Source organism: Kocuria rhizophila DC2201 (genome assembly GCF_000010285.1).
GTDB classification, from domain to species: Bacteria; Actinomycetota; Actinomycetes; order Actinomycetales; family Micrococcaceae; genus Kocuria; species Kocuria rhizophila_A.
On the sequence record NC_010617.1, the window covers coordinates 542,127 to 557,239 of the forward strand.

Here is a 15,113-nt window from a genome sequence, read left to right on the forward strand (position 1 = left end):
TGGGCTGTCTTTGTTCCACTAGATTGTCCGGGGCGCCGGGGAAGTTCTCCGCCCGTCACGCGGAAAGGACCTGCCATGACCCTGCTCCCCGACCTGAGCACCCTCGCCTGGGCCGCCCTGGCGGTGAGCGCGGTGCTCGTGGGGTTCTCCAAGACGGCGCTGCCGGGCATCAACACCCTGGCCGTCGCGATCTTCGCAGCCGTTCTTCCCGCCAAGCCGTCCACCGGCGCGCTGCTCCTGCTGCTGATCGTGGGGGACATGTTCGCGCTGTGGACCTACCGCAAGCACGCGCACTGGCCCACGCTGGTCCGCATGCTCCCGGCCGTTCTGGTGGGTCTCGCGCTGGGTGCCGTGTTCCTCGCGTTCGCGGGGGACTCCCTCGTCCGCCGCGTGATCGGCGTGATGCTGCTGATGCTCATGGCGCTCACGCTCTGGCAGCGTCACCGGGACTCCGCACCCCGGGACGACGATGCCGCTCCGCCCGCCCCTGCCTCTCGCGCCGTGGCCGCGGGGTACGGCTCGCTGGGCGGGTTCACCACCATGGTCGCCAATGCCGGGGGGCCCGTGATGTCCATGTACTTCCTGGCCGCGCGCTTCCCCAAGCACGCGTTCCTGGGCACGGCGGCGTGGTTCTTCGCGGTGATGAACCTGCTGAAGGTCCCGGTATCCGTGGGGCTCGGGCTCATCACCACGCAGACCCTCGTGCTCGACGCACTGCTGGTCCCCGGCGTGGTGCTCGGTGCCTTCGCGGGGCGGTGGGCGATCACGCGCATCCGGCAGCGGGTCTTCGACACCGCGGTCATCGTGGTCACGGTGCTGGGGTCGTTGTACCTGCTGGTGTGACCCGGGGTCGGGGCGCTCCGCGATACTGGACACCATGCTCACCCCCTTCGACCTGGACCGCATCGGCGCGGGGCTCCCGTTCGCGGAGTCCGTTCCCGAGCTGGAGCGCGCCCTGCGTGGGGGAGTGGCCGTGGTCCAGGCCCCTCCGGGCACGGGCAAGACCACGGTGGTCCCGCCCGTCGTGGCCAACCTGGTTCTCGCGGAGAGCGGGTCCACGGCCTCACCTGCCGAGACAGCAGACCCCACCGGTCCAGCGGACGTCGACGACCGCGGTGCGCACGCCTCCTCCGCCACGGCGGGAGCCCCGGGCCAATCGCGCATTTCCACGGACACGGCCGCCCCCGCGCTCGATCCCACCGCCGCCCGCGTCGTCATCGTCCAGCCCCGCCGGGTGGCCGCCCGGGCCGCCGCGCGCCGGCTGGCGGCGCTCACGGGAACGGAGCCGGGCGGCGTCGTCGGCTGGAGCGTGCGGGGCGAGCGGAAGACGTCGAAGGCCACGCGCGTGGAGTTCGTGACCCCCGGAATCCTGCTGCGCCGCCTGCTGCGGGACCCGGAGCTGGCCGGGGCCGCGGCCGTGGTGCTGGACGAGGTGCACGAGCGCGGCGTGGAGTCGGACCTGCTCGTGGGGATGCTTGCGGAGCTGCGGCAGCTGCGGGAGGACCTCGTGCTCGTGGCGATGTCCGCCACGGTGGAGGCGGAGCGGTTCGCGGGTCTGCTGGGAGGGGAGGCTCCCGCGCCCGTGGTGGACTGCCCGTCGGCCCTGCACCCGCTCGCGGTCCAGTGGGCGCCGGGCCCGCAGCGTCTCGACGAACGGGGCGTCACCCCCTCGTTCCTTTCCCACATGGCCCGCACAGCGGCCGACGCACATCGCAGGGCCCTGGCACAGGACCCGTCCGTGGACGCCCTCGTGTTCCTCCCCGGCGCCCGGGAGGTCTCCCATGTAGCCGCCGAGCTGCGCGGTCTCACCGACGCCGAGGTCCTGGAGCTGCACGGCCAGCTGCCCCCGCGCGAGCAGGACCGCGCCGTGGCGGGACGCGGGCCGGGGGAGCGCCCGCGCATCGTGGTCACCACGTCCCTCGCGGAGTCCTCGCTCACGGTCAACGGCGTGCGCCTCGTGGTGGACTCCGGGCTGGCCCGCCAGCCCCGCCGGGACGCCGGGCGCGGGATCTCCGGGCTCGTCACGGTCTCCGCGTCCAAGGCGTCGGCCGAGCAGCGCGCCGGCCGCGCCGCCCGCCAGGGCCCGGGCACGGTGGTGCGCTGCTACGACGACGCCGCCTGGGGCGCCATGCCCGCCCACACCGTCCCCGAGGTGCGCACCGCGGACCTCACCGCCGCGTGCCTCGCGCTCGCCGTGTGGGGCTCCCCGGGTGGGGAGGGCATGGCCCTGCCGGACCCGCTGCCGCCCCGGGCCCGCGCGGACGCCGACGCCGAGCTGGTCCGGCTGGGTGCTGTGGCCGAGGACGGCCGCGCCACGGATCTCGGGCGCCTGCTGGTCTCCCTGCCGGTGGAACCCCGCTGGGGTCGCGCCCTGCTGGACGGTGCGGACCTCGTGGGCGCCAGAACGGCGGCGGAGGTCATCGCCTCAGTCTCCGACGGCGCCCGCGTGCCCGCCGCGGACATCCCTGCCCTGGTGCGCGGTCTGCGCTCCTCCCGCGGTGGCGAGTCCACCCGGTGGCGCCGCGAGGTGCAGCGGCTGGAGCGGATGACGGCGCACCCCGCGGCCGGCGGCCCGGCGGACGGATCCGGGGAGGACACAGACGCGCCGCCCCGCGGGCCGGAACCGGACGTGCCCGCCGAGGTCCGGGAGGGCGTCGTCGTGGGCCTGGCGCGGCCCGAGTGGATGGCCCGGCGGGCGGACGCCCACGGGGACCAGTGGCTGCTCGCCTCCGGCACGCGCGCTGGGCTTGAGGCCGGGAGCCCGCTGCGCCACCACGAGTGGCTGGCCGTCGCCGAACTGACGCGCGCTGCGGGACGGGCCGCCGCGGGTACCGGCGCGGTGATTCGTGCGGCGGCACCCCTTGACCTGCAGCACGCGCAGCTCGTCGCGGGTTCGCTCGCGCGCACCGAGACCCGCGCGAGCTTCTCGAACGGGCGTGTGAGCACCCGCGAGGTGCGCGCGGTGGGCGCGATCGAGCTCTCCGCCACGCCCGTCCGCGCGGACCCGGACACCGCCGTGCCCGCCATCCGCGCCGCGCTCGCCGCCGAGGGCCTGGACCTGCTGCCCTGGGACGACGCCGCCCGGGGGCTGCGCGCGCGCCTCGCCCTGCTGCGTCGTCACCTGGGGCAGCCGTGGCCCGCGGTGGACGACGCCGCCCTGCTCGCCCGAGCCGAGGAGTGGCTGGGCCCCGAGCTGCGGGACGTGGCCCGCGGCGGGTCGCTGCGCTCGGTGCGGGTGGCGGACGCCCTGCGCCGGCTGCTGCCGTGGCCCGACGCCGCCCGGCTGGACGAGCTGGCCCCGCGGCGGCTGGACGTGCCCAGCGGGAACACCGCCCGGATCGCCTATCCGGAGGTCTTCGACGAGGATGACCCCGCCCGCCCGCCCGTGGTGGCCGTGAAGCTCCAGGAGTGCTTCGGCTGGGCGGAGACCCCGCGCGTGGCGGACGGCCGCGTGCCCGTGCAGTTCCACCTGCTCTCCCCCGGGAAGGCCACGCTGGCCATCACGGAGGACCTCGCCTCGTTCTGGTCCGGGCCCTACGCCCAGGTGCGCGCGGAGATGCGCGGGCGCTACCCCAAGCACCCCTGGCCCGAGGACCCGTGGAACGCGGTGGCCACCGCCAAGACCTCGCGGGCCCTGCGGCGGGAGGGCTGAGCAGGGGTTCAGGCGCGGGGGGGGGGGGGGGCCATCGCGTGCCCGGTGTGCGCACGCGGCGGGGCGGTGGGGTCTGGGCGGTCGCGCCGGTCCGGGGCGGGACGGTGCAGGTGGGCGGAGGTCGCCGACCCGTGACCGCGGAGGCGTTGCGGTGCAGCCGGGACGGCCGTGGACACCGTGTTTGAGATCGACTGTGAGCTGCGTTACGGTGAAGTTTCGCCCATTCCCGGAGCGCATCACCACGTGCGCCCCGGGTCCGACCGTTCACCTCACGGCGCGGAAGCACCGGGCAGCACGACTGGCAGACGACCCGCACCGGCCCCTCATCGTTCAGGCCGGTCCGTGTGATCGGCTGGCCCGCGCCACCCCACCTCACCCGTCACGCCGCACGGGAGGGCCGGAGAGCACCCGCGCAGCCGCGGCTCACCGCCCGCACGTGCCCGGACACCGAGGCCTGAGGGGGCGTGTCCGTTCTCAGACACAGATCGCGAAGTGACTCTCATGACCACCACCACTGCTGAAACCACCATGACCATCGATCCCACCGAGACCCCCGCCGTGGGGCCGGAGCTGGCCCGTTCGTGGCTGCTCGTCAACGGCTCCCACACGTCCCGCTTCGACCAGGCCGCGCAGAGCGCCGCGGACGCCGTGGTGCTGGACGTCGAGGACTCCGTGGCGCCTGCGGACAAGGCCCAGGCCCGCGAGAACGTGATCGCGTGGCTCGGTTCCCGCAACCAGGACGGTCAGCTCAACCGCGCGTGGGTGCGCATCAACGGCTTCGGCACCGCGTGGTGGGAGGACGACCTCCGCGCTCTGCGTGACGTCCCCGGCCTGGACGGCGTGATGCTGGCTATGACCGAGTCCCCCGAGCACGTGACCCGCACCGCCGAGATGCTGCGCGGCACCCGGATCGTGGCCCTCGTGGAGACCGCCCGCGGGGTGCAGAACCTGCAGGACATCGCCACCGCGCGCTCCACGTACCGCCTGGCGTTCGGCATCGGCGACTACCGCCGTGACACCGGCTTCGGCGAGAACCCCATGGCGCTCGCGTACACGCGCTCGCAGTTCACCATCGCGTCCCGCGCCGCGAACCTCCCGGGTCCCATCGACGGCCCGGCGGTGGGTGCGCTGGGCGCCAAGCTCGCCGAGGCCACGGGCATCACGGACGAGTTCGGCATGACCGGCAAGCTGTGCCTCATGCCCGAGCAGACCGCCACGGTCAACGAGGGTCTGTCCCCGTCCCTCAGCGAGCTCTCGTGGGCCACCGAGTTCCTGCAGGAGTTCGAGGAGGACGGCGGCCAGATCCGCAACGGCTCCGACCTGCCCCGCCTGGCCCGCGCCCGCAAGGTGCTGGGCCTGGCCACGGCGTTCGGCATGCGCCTGCCGGAGGGCTACGACATGCACTTCGAGGCCCCCACGGACACCTACCACTGCTGATTCCGCGCGGCGCCCGTCCCCTCCCCGTCCGGCACCCGCAGGTCCCCGCGCCGTCCGGTGCCAGCACTTTCCCTCGCCGACGGGGGGGCGCATCTCTGCCCCGTCGGGCACCCGCGCATCCCCGCGCCGTCGGGCACGGCCGCGGTAGGGGAGTGACGGAGGGCCCCCGGCCCGTGGTTGGGCCCCGACGGAGACACGCCGCCGCGGAGTGGGCCGCGTCATTGCCTGGCCGGGGGCGACGGCGGAAGATGGTGGCGGGAACGCATTTCGGTGCCATCTGTATCCGGCCTCGGCCGGGCGCGGAACCGGGAGGCGTTTCCGCCAACCGGACCGTGTTCGCGCCGCCGAGGTGGCCGGGTGCGGCCGGGCCGTCAGCGTCGAATGGAGAAGTGACCCCGTGAGCCCGTCCATCGAAACCACCGTCCGCCGCACCAAGATCGGAATCGTGGGAGCGGGTTCCGTGGGAACCTCCCTGGCCTACGCCGCGATGATCCGGGGCACGTCCACGGACATCGCCCTCTACGACCTGCAGACCGCCAAGGTGGAGGCCGAGGCACTGGACCTCTCCCACGGCCAGATGTTCGCCCCGGGTGTCCGGGTGGAGGGCTCGGACGACGTCGCCGTGCTCAAGGACGCGGACATCATATTCGTGACCGCAGGCGCCAAGCAGAAGCCGGGGCAGACCCGCCTGGACCTGGCCGGTGCCAACACCGCGATCCTCAAGTCGCTGATGCCGCAGCTCGTGGAGCAGGCGCCACAGGCGGTCTTCGTGCTGGTGACCAACCCGTGCGACGTGCTCACCGTGGTGGCCCAGCAGATCACCGGGCTGCCCCACCAGCGGATCATGAGCTCCGGCACCGTGCTGGACACCTCCCGGCTGCGCTGGCTGATCGGCAGCGAGGCGCAGGTGAACACCAGCAGCGTGCACGCCTACATCATCGGCGAGCACGGGGACAGCGAGTTCCCCGTGTGGTCCTCCGCGAGCATCGGCCAGGTGCCGCTCAGCGAGTGGGAGGTGGACGGGCACCGACCCTTCACCCCCGAGCGCCTGGATGAGCTCAAGGACCAGGTGGTCAACGCCGCGTACCGCGTGATCGAGGGCAAGGGCGCCACCAACTACGCGATCGGCCTGGCCGGCGTGCGGATCGCGGAGGCCGTGCTCAAGGACCAGCAGTCGGTGCTGTCCGTGTCCACGGTGCTCGAGGACTACTACGGCGTGAGCGGCGTGGCCCTGTCCGTGCCGTCCGTGGTGGGGGGCACCGGTGTGGGCCAGCAGCTGCGCATCCCCATGGGCGAGCCGGAGAAGCAGCAGCTGCGCGCGTCCGCAGAGACCATGCGGGCCTCGCTGCGCGACCTCGGCTTCTGAGCCCGCGCACCCCGGGGCAACGGGGTCCACGGGAATGAACGACGCCCTCGCACCGTGCGGTGCGAGGGCGTCGTCCGTCTGCGCCGAGGCGCAGGCCGTGGAACTCAGACGGTCCCGGCAGGAGCGTCGCCGGCAGCGGCGTGCGCGGCGGCCGCGGGATCGGCCTGCTCGGGGTGGTTGACGAGGCGCAGGGTCTCGTCGAACTCGCGGTCGATCTCGGGGTTCTCACGGTGCGTGAGCAGCGAGACCACGATGCCCACCAGGCCACCCAGGATGAAGCCCGGGATGATCTCGTAGAGGTCGCTCCACGGGGTGTACTGCCACGTGAAGACCACCAGCGCACCCACCACCATGGCGCTGATGGCGCCCGCGTTGGTGAGCTTGCGCCAGAACAGGCTCATCAGCACCACGGGGCCGAAGGCGGCACCGAACCCGGCCCACGCGAAGCCCACGAGATCCAGGATGGTGGAGTTCTGCTCCCACGCGAGCCCGGCGGCCACCACGGCCACGAGCAGCACGCCGCCGCGGCCCAGCCACACCTGCGCCTTGGGGGACGGGGTGCGCTTGGCGGCCAGGTTGTAGAGGTCCTCCACCAGGGCGGAGGAGGAGACGATCAGCTGCGAGGAGATCGTGGACATCACGGCCGCCAGCACCGCGGCGAGCACGAGGCCCGCGATCAGCGGGTGGAACAGCACCTGGGACATGTCCAGGAAGATGGCCTCCGGGTCCGTGGGCTCCTGGCCCGGGCGGTTGCCGTAGTAGGCCATGCCCACCAGGGCGGTGCCGATGGCGCCCAGCACCGTGAGGACCATCCAGCCGATGCCGATCCGGCGCCCAGACTTGGCGTCCGCGGGGGTGCGCAGCGCCATGAAGCGCACGATGATGTGCGGCTGGCCGAAGTAGCCCAGGCCCCACGCGAGCGAGGAGATGATGCCCACCGCGGTGCCGCCCGCGAACAGGGACAGCGCGTTGGGGTTCACGTTCTCGATCCGGTTGACCATCTCACCGGGCCCGCCCACCAGGAAGATGCCCACGATGGGCACCAGCAGCAGCGCGGCGAGCATCAGCAGACCCTGGAACAGGTCCGTGTAGGACGCCCCCAGGAAGCCGCCGAAGAACGTGTAGAGCACGGTCACCCCGGCCACCAGCAGCATGCCCGTGAGGTAGCTGGTGCCGAACGAGGACTGGAAGAACACGCCGCCGGCCACCATGCCGGAGGACACGTAGAACGTGAAGAACACCAGGATGATCACGCCGGAGATCACGCGCAGGATCCGGGTGTTGCCCTTGAGCCGGTTGTCCAGGAAGGAGGGGATGGTGATGGAGTTGTGGGAGACCTCCGTGTACGCGCGCAGCCGCGGCGCCACGATCTTCCAGTTGACCCACGCACCGGCGGTCAGGCCGATGGCCAGCCACGCCTCCACCAGCCCGGAGAGGTACACCGCACCGGGCAGGCCCATGAGCAGCCACCCGGACATGTCCGACGCCCCGGCGGACAGTGCCGCCACACCGGGCTTGAGGTTGCGCCCGCCCAGCATGTAGTCGTCGAGGTTCTTGGTCTTGCTGTTGGCCCACAGGCCGATGCAGATCATGGCGATGAAGTACGCCAGGATCGCCATGAGTTGGTACGCCTGATCGGACATACGCGTGCCTTCCGGTACGGGATCGTTGGACTGCGCCCACTGTATAGGGGTGTGAGCATCCACCGGGATTCATGAAGTGAGCTACGTCACCATGATACGGTTCGCCACCGCTCGCCAGGGCCGGGCCGCAGACCGCAGGTGTCTCGGCCCTCCGCTCGCGGGAATCGCGCCTCGCCGGGCGTCGTCACCGCCGTGCTGCTGCCGCGTCGAGGTGGGAGCGCAGCTGGGCCGGGGTGAGGGGAAGGCTTCCCTGCGCGGCAGCCACGCCCCGCCGCGGCACGTGCCCCTCAGGTGCCGCGCACATCCGGCCAGGGCTTGAAGGTGGTGGGCTCCCGGTTCCAGCTCGGCGGATCCCAGTGCTCCAACACGTCCGCGGCGGTGCGGACCGGGTGGGTGATCCCCAGGGAGCGGGCCAGCCACCCCACCACGTCCTGCGCCGTGTACCCCAGCTCCTGCAGCTCCCGCAGGGTCACGGCGCCGTCCCGCTTGGCCAGCCGGTCCCCGGAGGGCCCGAGCACCAGGGGCACGTGCGCGTACTCCGGGACCTCGTAGCCCATGAGCTCCGCCAGGTACGCCTGGCGGGGAGCGGAGGGCAGCAGGTCGTCCCCGCGCACCACCTGGTCCACGCCCTGCTCGGCGTCGTCCACCACCACCGCCAGGTTGTAGGCGGGCGTGCCGTCGTTGCGCACCAGCACCATGTCGTCCACGGCACCCGTGAACTCGCCCGCAAAGCTGTCGTGCACGGTGAACTCACGCACCCCGGCGCGGAGCCGCACGGCGGGAGGGCGCTCCGTGCGGCGTCGTTCCCGCTGGGTGTCGGTCAGCTCCCGGCACGTGCCCGGGTAGGCGCCCGGGATGCCGTGGGGTGCGGAAGCCGCCGCGTGGATCTCCTTGCGCGTGCAGAAGCACTCGTAGGTGAGGCCCGCCTCCGTGAGGGCGCGCACCCGGTCCAGGAACACGGGGATGCGCTCGGACTGGACGTCCACGGGCCCGTCCCAGTCCAGGCCGATGGACCGCAGGTCCTCGACGTTGCGCTCGGCGGCGCCCCGCTTCACCCGGTCCAGGTCCTCCACGCGCAGCAGGAAACGACGCCCGGTGGCGCGCGCGAAACCCCACGCGGCCAGGGCGGTGCGCAGGTTGCCCAGGTGCAGGTCCCCGGACGGCGACGGCGCGAAGCGGCCCGCGGGGGCAGGGGCGGTCTCGGGGTGGCGGGCAGTCACGCGAGAGACAGTAGCACCGGCGGCCAGCGGGCCGGCAGGGGGGGAACCGTGGCCCCCCACCGGCCCGGTGCGCAGGCCCTCACCAGCCCGGCGTGCAGGCCCGCACCACGCGCCCTGCGGCCCGGTACCCGGGGCCCGCGGGCCTCCAGCGGATGCGGGACCGGTAGTGCGTTACGGATAGAATGAAGGTCATGGCACGCACCCAGGAGCTGCGCCCCGGCGTCTACGTGATCGGCACCGAGAACTGGAGACTCAACTCCGGTCTGGTGCTGGGCACTCAGCGCGCCCTGGTGGTGGACACGGGTGCCGGGCCGCGTCAGGGCCGGGAGATCCTCGCGGCCGTCCGGGAGATCACGGACCTGCCGCTGACCGTGGCAAACACCCACGCGCACTACGACCACTACATGGGCAACGCCGTGTTCGCCCGTGCCGGGGCCACAGAGTTCTGGGCCCACAAGGCGTGCGCGAGCGCCATGGCCGAGGTGGGGGAGTACCAGCGCAGCTTCGTGAGCACGCAGGAGCCGGAGATGGGCGCGGGCGAGGGCATCGACACCCGCCTGGTGCTGCCCACCAACACGCTTCCGGGCACGGGGCTGCGCCCCTCGCTCACGCGCATCGACCTGGGCGAGCGTCCCGTGACCCTGTTCTTCCTGGGCCCCGGCCACACGGACAACGACGTCTGCGTGGGCGTGGACGACGTAGTCTTCTGCGGGGACCTCATCGAGGAGGGCGCGGACCCGAACTTCGAGGACGCCTTCCCGCAGCGCTGGGTGGAGTCCCTGCGGGCGCTGGCCACGCTGGAGCGCTACACGGCGTTCGTGCCGGGCCACGGCACCCCGGTGTCCGTGAACTTCGTGACGCAGCAGGCGGACACCATGGAGCTCGCCATCCAGCGCGCCCGGGACGTCCACCGCTCCGAGGAGGGCCCGTCCACCGCGGCCATGTACCGCCTGCCCTACCAGGCCGGGGTGGCGCGCGTATTCCTGGACCGCTGGGCGCTCATCGCCTCACAGGACGCAGCCGGCGCGACACCACCGACCACCCCAGAGCAGCCGCGGACGCAATCCCCAGATACCCCGCCGTCAGCGTGATCCGCCCGGCGAACGTGCCCGCCAGGGTGGGATAGGGCCACCACACGGCCACCGCCAGCAGCACCGCGGTGAGCACGGTCAGGGTGATGGCCGTCCCCAGCCGGGGCCGCACCGGCGCACCGGGACCGTACGGCACCACCTGCCACGGCTCGACCCCGCCCCACCCCGCGTTCCGGGGCGCGTTCCGGCGCACGGAGGACGACGCCGCCCGCTCGCGCTGCAGCGCGTCCCGCTCGTGGGCGGGTGGCACCCAGGCGCTGTCGCCGCGGTCCGTGCTCCACGCGCGTTCCTGGCGGCGGCGGGAACGGTCCTCGCGCAGCCGCTGGTAGGCCCGGGCCGGGGAGGTTCCGGCACGGGTGCGGGCGAGGGCGGCGTCGAGAAGCTGGGCGACGAGCGCGGCCACGACACCCCAGCCGCCCACGATGAGCAGCGCGGCCACCGCGTCCGTGGGGCGGTGCCAGCCGTTGAGCACGGTGGTCATGCCCACGAGTGCCGCGGTGAACGCACCCCACCGCCCGGCGCGGGCGCGACGGTGCGCGGGCGCCACCAGCAACGCGGCCATGAGCAGCGAAGCCGCGGCGGTGGTGTGCCCGGAGGGCAAGGAGTTGGACGCGATCTGCTGCACGCCCAGGTCCGGCTTGTCGAAGACCCCGTGCTTGAGCACCTGGGTGGTGAGGTTCGCCGCCACCACGGCGGCCAGCGCGCACGGCGCGGCGATCCACCGCCGGTGCCGCACGGCCCACACGAGCGCCAGCAGACCCGCGGCCACCGCCACGACCTCCGGCAGCAGCTGCGCGGCCACCAGCACCGGTCCCGGGAAGAACGTGTTGCGGTCCGCCTCGGCCTGCTGCAGCGCGGCCTCGTCCAGCGCCTGACCGGTCATGGTGCCCAGCCCGCCGTGGGCGATCAGCAGCACGAGCCCCCACAGCACGGCCAGCCACACGAGCGCCCCGAGCACGGTGCGCGCGCCCACGGGGCGGGACGACGGCGCGGCGGGGCCGGGCTGGCCCGCAGTCGGGTAGCCGACCCCGGGCTGGCCGGGACTCGGGTAACCGGAGCCGGGGTGGCCCGGTGCGCCGTACCCGGGAGCGGGGTACTGGTCACCGCGGTAGGGATCACCGCGGTAGGGATCGGGGCCTAGGGGGTGCTGGCTGTAGGACACGGACGGCGGACCTCATCGGGGAGAGAACGGACGGGTCCTCTCGGACGGCGTGGACCCGGCCCTCCATGGTGGCATGCTCCGCCCGGTACTGGCTGTGAGCCGCCCCCGCGGCGGCTCAGCGGCGGGTGCGCGTGAACGCGGAGACGCCGGTGATCGCCCGGCCCACGATGAGCGCCTGCACGGAGTCCGTGCCCTCGTACGTGGAGACCACCTCCATGTCCGTGAGGTGGCGGCCGATGTGGTTCTCCAGCAGCAGCCCGTTGCCGCCCAGCATGTCCCGGGCGGTGCGGCACATGTCCAGGGCCTTGCGGGACGTGGTCATCTTCACCAGGGAGGCCATGGCGTCCGTGAGCTGGTCGCTCTCCTGCAGCTGCGCCATGCGGGTGCACAGCAGCTGCATGGAGGTCAGGTCCGAGAGCATGGTGGCCAGGCGCTCCTGCACCAGCTGGTAGTTGGCGATCGGCATGCCGAACTGCTCGCGCTCCAGGGCGTAGTTCGCGGCGATCTCGAACGCCGCCATGCCGTGGCCCACGGCCTCCCACGAGGCACCGCCGCGGGTGGCCTTGAGCACCTTGTTGACGTCCTTGAAGCTGTGGCAGTTCTCCAGCCGGTTCTCCTCGGGGATCCGCAGGTCCTCGATCACGATGTCCGCCTGGTTGATGGCGCGCTTGCCGATCTTGCCGTCGATCACGGTGGGGCGGTAGCCCTGCGGGTACTCGCCGTCCTCCTGCTTCTCCACCACGAAGCACTTGACCTGCCCGTCCGCCTCGTCCCGGGCGTAGAGCACGATCACGTCCGCGGCGTGCCCGTTGCCGATCCAGCGCTTGTGCCCGTTGAGCACCCAGTGGTCCCCGTCCCGGCGCGCGGAGGTCTCCAGGGACACGGAGTCCGAGCCGTGGGTGGGCTCGGTGAGCGCGAACGCCCCGGTCTTCTCGATCTTCGCCATGGTGGGCAGCCACCGCTGGCGCTGCTCCTCGTTGCCCAGCATGTAGATGCTGCCCATGCACAGGTTGGAGTGCACCCCGAAGAACGTGTTCACGGAGCCGTCGATCCGGCCCATCTCCCGGGCCACCAGCCCGGCGGCCTGCCGGGAGAGCCCGGGGCAGCCGTAGCCCTCGATGAACGTGCCCACGATCCCCAGGTCTGCGAGGCCCTTGAACACGGGCAGGGGGTGCTCGCCGCGCTCCCAGAACGCGTTGATCGCGGGCAGCACGTGCTCCTGGCCGTAGGTCCGCACGCGGTCGCGCAGGGCGGTCTCCTCGGCGGAGAGCTGCTGGTCCAGCAGGAAGAAGTCGGGGTTCTCGAGCAGTTCGCTCATGGGATGTCCTTTCGGTGGGTGCGGAGCCAGTCCATGACCTCGGTGCCGTCCGCGCCGAGGGCGGGCGGGGCCTTGTCGTAGCGCACCGGGGTGCGGCTGAAGGTCACGGGGTTCTTGATCAGGGGCACGGCCTCCTCGCCCTCGCCCACCTCGACCACGGGCTCCAGGCCCAGGGAGGTCGCGTACTCCACGCCCTCCGGGATGGTGAGGATGGGGGCGCACGGCAGGCCCTCCGCCTGCAGCCGGGACGCCCACACCTCGGCGGTGTCCGAGGACAGCGCCTCGTTGAGCAGCGGGCGCAGCTCGTCCCGGTGGTGGTTGCGGTTCTCCACGGTGTCGAAGCGGGGATCCTCGGCGAGCTCGGGCAGCCCGAGGACCGTGACGAAGCGCCGGAACTGGGGGTTGTTGCCCACCGTGATGATGAGGTCCTTGTCCGCGGTGGGGAAGGGGCCGTAGGGGAACAGGCTGGGGTGGTCGTTGCCCATGCGCTGGGGGTCGTTGCCGCACGCGGCGTAGCCCGTGGTCTGGTTGACCAGGGAGGACAGCGCCGAGGAGAGCAGGTCCAGGTGGATGTGCTGGCCCTTCCCGGAGGTGTCCCGCTCGTGCAGGGCGCCCAGAATGGCCACGGCGGCGTGCAGCCCGGTGAGGACGTCGAACATCGCCACGCCCGCACGCTGGGGCGGGCCGTCCGCGGAGCCGGTCACGGACATGAAGCCCGAGACGCCCTGGACCAGCAGGTCGTAGCCGGGCAGGTGCGCGCCGCGGTCCGTGCCGAATCCGGTGATGCTCGTGTGGATGAGCCCGGGCCACCGCTCGGCCACGGCCTCGGGGTCCAGCCCGTAGCGGGCCAGCCCGCCGGGCTTGAAGTTCTCGACGAACACGTCCGCAGCGTCGATGATCTCGTACGCGGTCTCCAGGTCCGCCGGATCGCGCAGGTCCAGCACGATGGAGTGCTTGTTGCGGTTCACGGAGAGGTAGTAGGTGCCCACCCCGTCCCGGCTGGGCGGCTTGTACCCGCGGGTGTCGTCCCCGGCGGGGCCCTCCACCTTGACCACGGTGGCGCCCATGTCCGCGAGCAGCATGGTGCAGTACGGGCCCGCGAGCACGCGGGAGAAGTCCGCAACGACCACTCCGCTGAGCGGCCCGGGGGTCGCAGGATCCTGGGTGAGGGACATGAGCGCTCCACTGTGACGGGGACTGTGTTGCATCCCACACAACCACCGCCATTGGGTTCTGTCCAATACAAAAAGAGCGGGGGACTGATGCGGGTGTGGCAACAATCACGTAGGCTCCGCCCATGGAAGTCCACGAGGCCAAGGCGTTCCTGGCGGTTGCGGAGGAGCTGCACTTCGGGCGGGCCGCCGCCACCCTGCGGATCGCGCAGCCACCCCTGAGCCGGCTGATCAAGAGCATCGAGAAGTCCCTGGGCGCGCAGCTGTTCGAGCGCAGCACCCGGCAGGTCTCGCTCACCCCGGCCGGTGCGGCCCTCGTGGAGCCTGCACGGGAGCTGGTGGCGGCCTCGGAGCAGGCCCGCACCGCGGTGGCCAAGTCCATGACCGGGGAGACCGGGCGGGTGCGCCTCGGGTTCGCGGGGGCGTCCATCAACCGGAAGGTGGGGGAGCTGGCCCGCCACGTGCGCACCCACCGCCCCGGGGTGCACCTGGAGCTGCACGGCTCGCAGTTCTCCCACACCGCCATGCAGAAGGTGCTGGACGGCTCCCTGGACGTGGCCATCGGGCGGTGGGACTTCATCCCCTCGGAGCTGCGCTCGTCCGTGATCGGGCACGAGGAGGTCATGGTGGTGCTGCCCAGCAACCACCCGCTCGCGGAGGCGCCCCGGGTGGAGATGTCCCAGCTGGCCGAGGAGTCCTGGGTGATCCTGCCCGCGGGTCCGGGGGCCGCGCTGCAGAACCGGCTGACCTCCCTGGCCACCGCCGCGGGCTTCGTGCCGCGGGTGGCCCAGGTGGCACCGGACTCGTGGACGCTGGTGGTGCTCGTGGCCGCCCAGATCGGCTGCGCCCTGAGCCTGGACACCGTGCGGGACAACGTGTCCTCGGACGGCGTAGTGTTCCGGCCCCTCGCCCAGCCGCAGCGCCCCCTGGACGTGCAGCTCGTGTGGCGGGCGGCGGACTCCAACCCCGCGCTGCGCGCTGTGGTGCGCCTGGCCCAGAACCTCTACGGGGACCCCCGCGGCCAGGCTGCAGAGGTCCCCGGGAGCTAGCTG

The 15,113-nt window shown here is 72.7% G+C and carries 11 protein-coding genes; 6 read left to right on the forward strand and 5 right to left on the reverse strand.

The genetic code is table 11. From position 1 onward, the window contains the following. Positions 1–75 precede the first annotated feature (75 nt). From KRH_RS02415 to KRH_RS02430, 4 genes are all read left to right on the forward strand, one after another. On the forward strand, positions 76–843 hold the full coding sequence (locus KRH_RS02415) for a sulfite exporter TauE/SafE family protein (protein WP_012397571.1): 768 nt from the start codon (positions 76–78) through the stop codon (positions 841–843). Between the two features lie 34 nt (positions 844–877). After that, positions 878–3,652 carry an ATP-dependent helicase HrpB gene (gene hrpB, locus KRH_RS02420; protein ID WP_012397572.1) on the forward strand — a complete coding sequence of 925 codons (2,775 nt, stop codon included), beginning with the start codon at positions 878–880 and terminating at the stop codon, positions 3,650–3,652. Between the two features lie 501 nt (positions 3,653–4,153). Further along, entirely contained in the window at positions 4,154–5,089 is a 936-nt protein-coding gene (locus KRH_RS02425; protein WP_041297291.1) for an HpcH/HpaI aldolase/citrate lyase family protein, read from the forward strand. A 397-nt stretch (positions 5,090–5,486) separates the two neighbouring features. Next, entirely contained in the window at positions 5,487–6,455 is a 969-nt protein-coding gene (locus KRH_RS02430) for an L-lactate dehydrogenase (RefSeq protein ID WP_012397574.1), read from the forward strand. Positions 6,456–6,559: 104 nt separating this feature from the next. On the opposite strand, the gene putP is transcribed toward KRH_RS02430, so the two are convergent. Beyond that, positions 6,560–8,098 (reverse strand): sodium/proline symporter PutP, encoded by a 1,539-nt coding sequence (gene putP, locus KRH_RS02435; RefSeq protein ID WP_012397575.1) that lies wholly within the window; start codon positions 8,096–8,098, stop codon positions 6,560–6,562. A 287-nt stretch (positions 8,099–8,385) separates the two neighbouring features. Further along, positions 8,386–9,318, reverse strand: a complete 933-nt coding sequence (gene gluQRS, locus KRH_RS02440) for a tRNA glutamyl-Q(34) synthetase GluQRS (protein ID WP_012397576.1) — start codon at positions 9,316–9,318, stop codon at positions 8,386–8,388. Positions 9,319–9,509: 191 nt separating this feature from the next. Between gluQRS and KRH_RS02445 the strand changes: the two genes are divergently transcribed. Further along, on the forward strand, positions 9,510–10,409 hold the full coding sequence (locus KRH_RS02445) for an MBL fold metallo-hydrolase (RefSeq protein WP_041297292.1): 900 nt from the start codon (positions 9,510–9,512) through the stop codon (positions 10,407–10,409). Here the strand turns inward: KRH_RS02445 and KRH_RS02450 are convergent. From KRH_RS02450 to KRH_RS02460, 3 genes are all read right to left on the reverse strand, one after another. After that, a complete protein-coding gene (locus KRH_RS02450) occupies positions 10,318–11,571 on the reverse strand; it encodes a phosphatase PAP2 family protein (RefSeq protein ID WP_226905933.1) in 1,254 nt (417 codons plus the stop codon). The two genes, KRH_RS02445 and KRH_RS02450, sit on opposite strands and share 92 nt — an antisense overlap. Positions 11,572–11,686: 115 nt before the next feature. Next, positions 11,687–12,889 carry an acyl-CoA dehydrogenase family protein gene (locus tag KRH_RS02455; protein WP_012397579.1) on the reverse strand — a complete coding sequence of 401 codons (1,203 nt, stop codon included), beginning with the start codon at positions 12,887–12,889 and terminating at the stop codon, positions 11,687–11,689. Beyond that, on the reverse strand, positions 12,886–14,064 hold the full coding sequence (locus KRH_RS02460; protein WP_012397580.1) for a CaiB/BaiF CoA transferase family protein: 1,179 nt from the start codon (positions 14,062–14,064) through the stop codon (positions 12,886–12,888). Before KRH_RS02460 ends, KRH_RS02455 begins: the two co-directional genes overlap by 4 nt. 122 nt (positions 14,065–14,186) lie before the next feature. On the opposite strand from KRH_RS02460, the gene KRH_RS02465 reads away from it, so the two are divergent. Further along, a complete protein-coding gene (locus KRH_RS02465) occupies positions 14,187–15,110 on the forward strand; it encodes a LysR family transcriptional regulator (RefSeq protein WP_012397581.1) in 924 nt (307 codons plus the stop codon). Positions 15,111–15,113: the final 3 nt, after the last annotated feature.